This is a genomic window from Rhizobium sp. P1_E1 (assembly GCF_056406015.1).
Window position 1 is genome coordinate 1 of the sequence record NZ_JBFUAY010000467.1, and the last position, 1,644, is coordinate 1,644.

General features: G+C 58.6%; 2 protein-coding genes. Both read right to left on the bottom strand.

Annotated elements, in window-relative coordinates:
* A partial coding sequence (ku, locus tag AC1D1Z_RS37165; protein ID WP_477853815.1) for a non-homologous end joining protein Ku occupies positions 1-466 on the bottom strand: 466 nt, incomplete at its 3' end.
* Positions 467-477: 11 nt separating this feature from the next.
* Entirely contained in the window at positions 478-1,380 is a 903-nt protein-coding gene (gene ku / locus AC1D1Z_RS37170) for a non-homologous end joining protein Ku (RefSeq protein WP_018245208.1), read from the bottom strand.
* Positions 1,381-1,644 lie beyond the last annotated feature (264 nt).

Consider the following 1,644-nt stretch of genomic DNA (forward strand, 5'->3'; position numbering starts at 1 on the left):
GTTCGAGAACGACCGCACGCTCCCGACGACCGATTACGAGCTTCGAGACGCCGACGACTTTGTCCGATGCCATCGCATCTCGAATGACGGCAAACGCTTCATGTCCGACCGGGTCGTCGGGCATAAGGTAATGGGGCTTCTCGAGATAGACCCATTCGATGCTCTCGGCCGGCACGAACTTGTCGATGTCGATGGTCTTCACCGTATCAAGAGCCACGGAGTCGAGGTCGTCGTCCGTCAGAATGACGTAGTCGTTCTCGCCGCGGGCGTAGCCCTTGGCTTCGTTTTCGTCCTTCACCGGCTTGCCCGTCACCGAGTCGACGTACTGTGAGACGACACGATTTCCTGTTTCCCTGTTGAGCGTGTGGAAGCGAACCTTTTCGCTGTCGCTTGTCGCCGGACTCATTGCCACGGGACATGTAACCAGCGACAGCTTRAGATAGCCTTTCCAGTAGGGGCGCGGCATGGCTGGTCTCCTCAGCTCGCTTTACGCTGCGCGGCCGGCGCCGCCGCGGATTTGCCCGAGGCGCGACGGGCCTTGTCGCGGCTGGAACCGGCGTTGGCATTGGCGGCCGTCCGCTTCGGCTTGCTCTCCGCGGCCTTCACCATCCTGGCACTCTCTCGAAGCGCGGCAAGAAGGTCGTTCGGTTTCGAGACCTTGACTTCCTTGCGCTTCGGAAGCGCCTTACCTTCGATCTTCGCCTTCACCAGTTCCGCCACGGCGGCTTCATAGCGGTCATCGAAGGTCGCAGGATCGAACTCGCCCTTCTTCGTCGAGATGATGTGCTTTGCGAGATCAAGCATCTCGCCCACGATTTTCATCTTCGGCATTTCTTCGAAAGCCTTCGCAGACGAGCGGACCTCGTAGTCGTAGTTCAGCGTCGTTGCGATCAGACCCTTGCCGTGCGGTCTGATCAGGACCGTGCGCATCCGTCGGAAGAGGACCGTGCGGGCGATGGCCACGACCTTCGACTTCTTCATTCCGTCCCGCAACGCGGCGAAGGCGTCGCCGCCCATCTTGTCGGGCGTCAGATAGTAGGGCTTGTCGAAGTAGACGTCGTCGACATCGGCGCAAGGAATGAATGCCTCGATCTCGAGCGTCTTGTTGCTCTCGGGGATCGCTGCGGCCACTTCTTCGGGGTCGATGATGATGTACCGGCCGTTCTCGATCTCGAAGCCCTTCGTCTGAGCTTCTTTCGGAACAGGATCTTCGGTCTCGCTGTCGATGAAGACGCGATTGACGCGATTGCCAGTTAACCTGTTGATCGTGTGGAACGTGATGCGTTCCGAGGTGCTAGCGGCGGTGTAGAGCGCGACGCCGCACGACACCTCGCTAAATTTGAGGAAGCCCTTCCACTGAGCACGATGACCACCCGCCATGACCCTTCACTCCCGAATCACTGAGTCGCGACTCAAGACTCGACGAGCTGATTCGTTCCGACTTGAAACGAATCATTTTTCAATGGCTTACGCCTGTTGCTTAGGAAACTGATTCCGGTCGCGGATCACCATTTCGATAAAGCCTGGTCGGCAGTGTTAGCCGTTGCCGGAACTTCCTGATTCATCAGTCGTTTAGGAAGAGAACTCAACAGGAGGCACTTCCCAACGGCAAACACCAGCCGAGGCCGCGCGCAAGATCGAGCC

Coding starts and splice junctions, on each gene's coding strand:
- ku (WP_018245208.1), bottom strand. CDS start 1,380: ATGGCGGGTGGTCATCGTGCTCAGTGGAAGGGCTTCCTCAAATTTAGC.